Source organism: Petrotoga miotherma DSM 10691, assembly GCF_002895605.1.
Classification (GTDB): domain Bacteria; phylum Thermotogota; class Thermotogae; order Petrotogales; family Petrotogaceae; genus Petrotoga; species Petrotoga miotherma.
Map to the genome: position 1 here is coordinate 1 of NZ_AZRM01000022.1, position 4,751 is coordinate 4,751.

Annotated in this window: 5 protein-coding genes and 2 tRNA genes; 5 read left to right on the plus strand and 2 right to left on the minus strand. The window is 34.4% G+C overall.

Features of this window, described 5'->3' with window-relative positions:
* The first annotated feature begins 80 nt into the window (after positions 1-80).
* The 5 genes from X928_RS04335 (at position 81) to rpmB (ending at position 4,339) form a co-directional block, all read left to right on the plus strand.
* Positions 81-611, plus strand: a complete 531-nt coding sequence (locus tag X928_RS04335; RefSeq protein ID WP_103078651.1) for an NUDIX domain-containing protein — start codon at positions 81-83, stop codon at positions 609-611.
* A gap of 30 nt (positions 612-641) precedes the next feature.
* Complete coding sequence (gene gltX / locus X928_RS04340) at positions 642-2,108, plus strand: glutamate--tRNA ligase (RefSeq protein ID WP_103078652.1); 1,467 nt, start codon at positions 642-644, stop codon at positions 2,106-2,108.
* A 14-nt stretch (positions 2,109-2,122) separates the two neighbouring features.
* Positions 2,123-3,514, plus strand: a complete 1,392-nt coding sequence (cysS, locus tag X928_RS04345; RefSeq protein WP_169926305.1) for a cysteine--tRNA ligase — start codon at positions 2,123-2,125, stop codon at positions 3,512-3,514.
* Between the two features lie 96 nt (positions 3,515-3,610).
* Positions 3,611-4,003, plus strand: coding sequence for a chemotaxis protein CheX (locus X928_RS04350; RefSeq protein ID WP_245857173.1), 393 nt, complete (start codon positions 3,611-3,613; stop codon positions 4,001-4,003).
* 144 nt (positions 4,004-4,147) lie between these two features.
* Positions 4,148-4,339, plus strand: coding sequence for a 50S ribosomal protein L28 (rpmB, locus tag X928_RS04355; protein WP_103078655.1), 192 nt, complete (start codon positions 4,148-4,150; stop codon positions 4,337-4,339).
* Between the two features lie 44 nt (positions 4,340-4,383).
* On the opposite strand, the gene X928_RS04360 is transcribed toward rpmB, so the two are convergent.
* Positions 4,384-4,460: transfer RNA gene (locus tag X928_RS04360), tRNA-Arg, on the minus strand.
* 20 nt (positions 4,461-4,480) lie between these two features.
* Positions 4,481-4,570 (minus strand) — tRNA-Ser (locus X928_RS04365).
* Positions 4,571-4,751 lie beyond the last annotated feature (181 nt).

A 4,751-nucleotide genomic window follows, 5' to 3' on the forward strand; every position in this document is an offset into this window, starting at 1 on the left:
GAGCGGGGCAAAGGGGCGCTATATAAAAAGTTTAAGAATTTCAAAAAACAACAAAATCAAAATTTAGGAGTCTAACTACTATGGATTTAATAGAAAAAGAACTATCAAAAGAAGTTATCTTTAGAGGAAAAATCTTGAATCTAGAAAAATACAACGTTGAATTACCAAACAAAAACACATCAACCAGGGAAGTTGTTAACCATCCTGGAGCAGTAGCAATATTGCCAGTAGATAATGAAGGAAACATCTACCTCGTTAAACAATACAGATTCCCAATAAGAAAAGTATTAATAGAAATACCTGCAGGAAAGTTTGACTCACCTAATGAGGACCCTTTGGAATGCGGTAAAAGGGAGTTAGAAGAAGAAATAGGAAAGCAAGCAAACAAATGGGTTGAGTTAGGATACATATACACAACCCCAGGTTTTTCAACGGAAAAAATATATTTATATCTGGCCAAAGAATTAACTGAAGTAGGAGTCAATCCAGATGATGACGAGTTTGTTGAAGTCTTAAAAGTAACCACAGATGAAATGAAAGAGATGATAAAAAAAGGTGAAATTACCGATTCAAAAAGTATTTGTGCTTTCTACAAATATTTACTTCTTTAATAAAATCAAAAAATTTTGGAGGACTAAACGATGATCTCAAATACTGTAAAAACAAGATTTGCACCAAGTCCAACAGGGTATCTTCACGTTGGTGGAGCTAGAACAGCACTTTTTAACTATCTCTTTTCCAAAAAAAATGAAGGAAAATTTATCTTAAGAATTGAAGACACAGACATAGAACGTTCAACAAAAGAATCCGAAGATCAACTTATAAACACTCTAAAATGGTTGGATTTGAATTGGGATGAAGGGCCTCTAATCGGTGGAGATTATGGACCATATAGACAGAGTGAAAGGTTAGAAATCTACCAACGAAGAGCAAAAGAACTAATAGAAAAAGGGAAAGCATATGAGGCATATATCTCACCAGAAGAAATAGAAGAAGTAAAAAACCAGTTAATCAGCGAAGGTAAACCACCACATTATACATATGATTTGATTTCAAAGTACAACACAGAGGAGAGAATTGAAGAGTACAATTACAAAGGGTTAAACCCCGTTGTTTTTTTGAAGATGCCTCAAAAAGATTATGAACTCGATGATAAAATAAAGGGTAAAGTTATCTTTAAGAAAGGTTCTATAGGTGATTTTATAATTCTAAGAAGCAACGGTATACCTACATATAATTTTGCTGTCGTTGTGGACGATATAGAAATGAAAATCACCCATGTTATCAGGGGGGACGATCATCTACCAAACACTTTGCGACAAATGGCAATTTATGAAGCTTTTGAGGTGGAACCCCCAATATTTGCACATGTTTCGATGATCTTAGGACCAGATGGGAAAAAATTATCCAAGAGACATGGTGCTACCTCTGTCGAAGAGTTTATGGTTCAGGGATATTTGCCTGAAGCTGTTGACAATTATTTGGCTTTGCTTGGCTGGTCTCATCCTGAAGGTAAAGAAATATTGCCTCTCTCTGAAATAATTGATAATTTTACCTTGGATAGGGTCAATTCAAGCCCCGCAATATTTGACGAGAAAAAATTAAAGTGGATGAACGGGCAGTATCTAAGAAACAAATCTCTGGAAGAAATCTATCAACTCGCAGAACCTTTTGTGATTGGATCAAAACTACTAAGTAAAGAACAATATGAAGTAAACAAAAAATGGGTTATTAAAGCTTTAGAAACTATTCTTTCTTCTGTTGATATATTAAGTGAAATACCCGAAAAAATGGAAGTTTTTTTAAAAGATGTATTCCCAGATACAAATGATCCTGAATTTAAAGAATACTTCGATAAAAGAGGAGTAAAAGAAGCTATTAACTTAGTTTATAAGTATTTCAATGAAGATGACAGATGGGATACACAAACTATAACAGAAAATTTAAAGAATGCTATGAACGAAGCCGACCCTCAAAAGAAACCATTCTACATGTCTTTAAGAAAAATTTTAACGGATTCATTTCATGGACCTGATTTGATAAATACGATATTTTTGTTAGGTAGAAACACTGTTTTGGAAAGGCTCCAAAGGGTGATCGAGATTTGAAATCTCTTCCTACAATTAAAATATACGATACATTAAGTGCACAATTAGTTGATTTAATACCGGTAAAAGAAGGCGAAATAAAAATTTATCTTTGTGGACCAACAGTCTACAACTTGTTACACATTGGGAATGCAAGGCCTATTATAATATTTGATGCTTTTAGACGTTTTTTAGAATATATTGGTTACAAAGTTACATTAGTACAGAACTTCACCGATATAGACGATAAGATCATCGATCAAGCAAAAAAAGAGGACCTACCTTTCGAAGAGGTAGGGAAAAGATATATAATTGAGTATTGGAGAGATATGACGGCTCTTAAAGCAAGAGCTTTTAATTTTCACCCGAAAACTACTACTTATGTTGATGAAATTATATCTTATATAAAAGAACTTGAAGAAAAAGGTTACGCTTATAAAGCTGAAAACGGAGATGTTTACTTTGAAGTTGGAAAATTTTCAAGATATGGAGAGTTATCGCACAGAAAGATTGAAGATCTGAAAGTCGGGATCAGAGTAGATGTTTCTGAATACAAAAAAAATCCTTTGGACTTCGCCCTTTGGAAATCTTCAAAAGAAGGAGAACCGTTTTGGGAAAGCCCATGGGGAAAAGGTCGTCCAGGGTGGCACATAGAATGTTCTGTTATGTCTTCTGAAATACTAGGAGATACCTTCGATATTCATGCGGGAGGTAACGATCTCATCTTTCCTCATCACGAGAACGAAAGAGCCCAAGCTTTAGCAAAAAGTGGTAAGGATTTTGCAAAATATTGGATGCACAACGGAATGATTCGTATGGCACAAGATAAGATGTCAAAATCCTTAGGGAACGTTTGGTATTTAAGAGACCTTTTGAAAAAATTTGATTCGGATGTCTTAAAAATTTTTATACTCAGCAAACACTATCGTATACCTATAGATATAAGCGAGGAACTGCTTCATACCCAAGAGGTATCAGTTAATAGAGTTAAAGAATCATTGAATGAAGCTGAGGAATTCTTTAACGGGAAAGTGCCTTATCCTCAAGAAATGAATTACTTTAAGGAACAAGAAGAGTATCTCATTAGTGGCCTTTCGAATGATTTTGACACACCATCTGTTGTAGCAAGAATCTTCGAATTATCGAGAGATTTAAACAAAGCGTTAAATTCACGTGATGAAGAAACAATAAAAAATAATTATTATATAATAAGAAATATTTATGGGAGTGTTTTAGGGGTTTTTGAAACTAATGAACAAGTAAAGAAGAATAATCTAGAATTAAATCAACTAATGGAAATTATTCTAAACGTAAGATCTGTTCTTAGAGAAGAAAAGTTATACAATCTTTCTGACTACATAAGGGATAACTTAAGCAAAATTGGTATAGAAATAAAAGATACCGCTGAAGGAACAAAATGGTCTTAGAACTGGAGGTGCTCTTAAATAGACGTTAATATAATAAATTCAGTACTCGCCTCTCTCAAAAACACCTTTAAGATAATCACAAAGATAGATATTTATTTGGAAAAGCCATATGTCGTCCAAGAAATCGAAAAACATTACGATGTGGTTACTAATATAGGTTTTACTGGTGAACTTGAAGGAAATATTCTTTATTCCTTTACCGAAAATGTAGCAAAAGATATAGTTAATAATATGATGGATGGTATGATGAAAATAGACGAGATTAATGATATGGCGATTAGTGCTATAGGAGAACTTGGCAATATGGTTTCTGGATCCATAGCCACTAATCTCGAAAAATACGGTTATAATATAGTTGTAACTCCTCCATCCGTATTTACTGGCAAGATTGTAAAAGTCAATTCTAAAGGTGCCATCTTAGGATTTCCAGTTTACGTTTCTGGTGACAACGAAATGGATTTGTACTTTATTTACAGAGAAACGAACTAAAATTCTTAAGAGAAAAATTTGCGCTTGTGTTCACAAAAAAATCATGCAAAAGGGCAAATTTAAATATGAGCTTTAAAGAGAGCTAATTATTAAGTTTCAGAATTCCAAAAGACAGAAAAAAGTGTAGGCTAAGGAGGAATATAGATGGCTAGAAAATGTGAAATTTGCGGAAAAAGTCCTGCGACTGGAAACACCGTTGCTAAATCAAAAGTAACAACAAGAAGGGTATGGAAGCCTAACCTTCAAAAGATAAGAGTAATTACCGACGAAGGTACAGTAAGAAGGATTTATGTTTGTACTAAATGTTTAAAATCTGGAAAAGTTCAAAAGGCATAAAGAAAAATCGGTCTAAAATAAGACCGATTTTATTTTGCATAATTTGGCGTGCCTGGCCGGATTTGAACCGGCAACCTCCGGATCCGCAGTCCAACGCTCTATCCAATTGAGCTACAGGCACATTGAAACTTTGATAAAAAATGGCGGAGAGGGAGGGATTCGAACCCTCGGTAGAGTCACCTCTACACTTGCTTAGCAGGCAAGCGCCTTCGGCCACTCGGCCACCTCTCCGTAATTTTTGCTTCTTATTCAACCCTGAAATATTATAGCATTGATATTCTCAACTGTCAAGGAAAGATTTTATAAAAATCCAGCGGGAACACTTTCCAGGTAAAACAACACCCCGAAAGGGGTTCAAGGAAAAGATGAAAGCTGGCTTCAAACACAAAATAAATTTAAATCAAAAAATGGC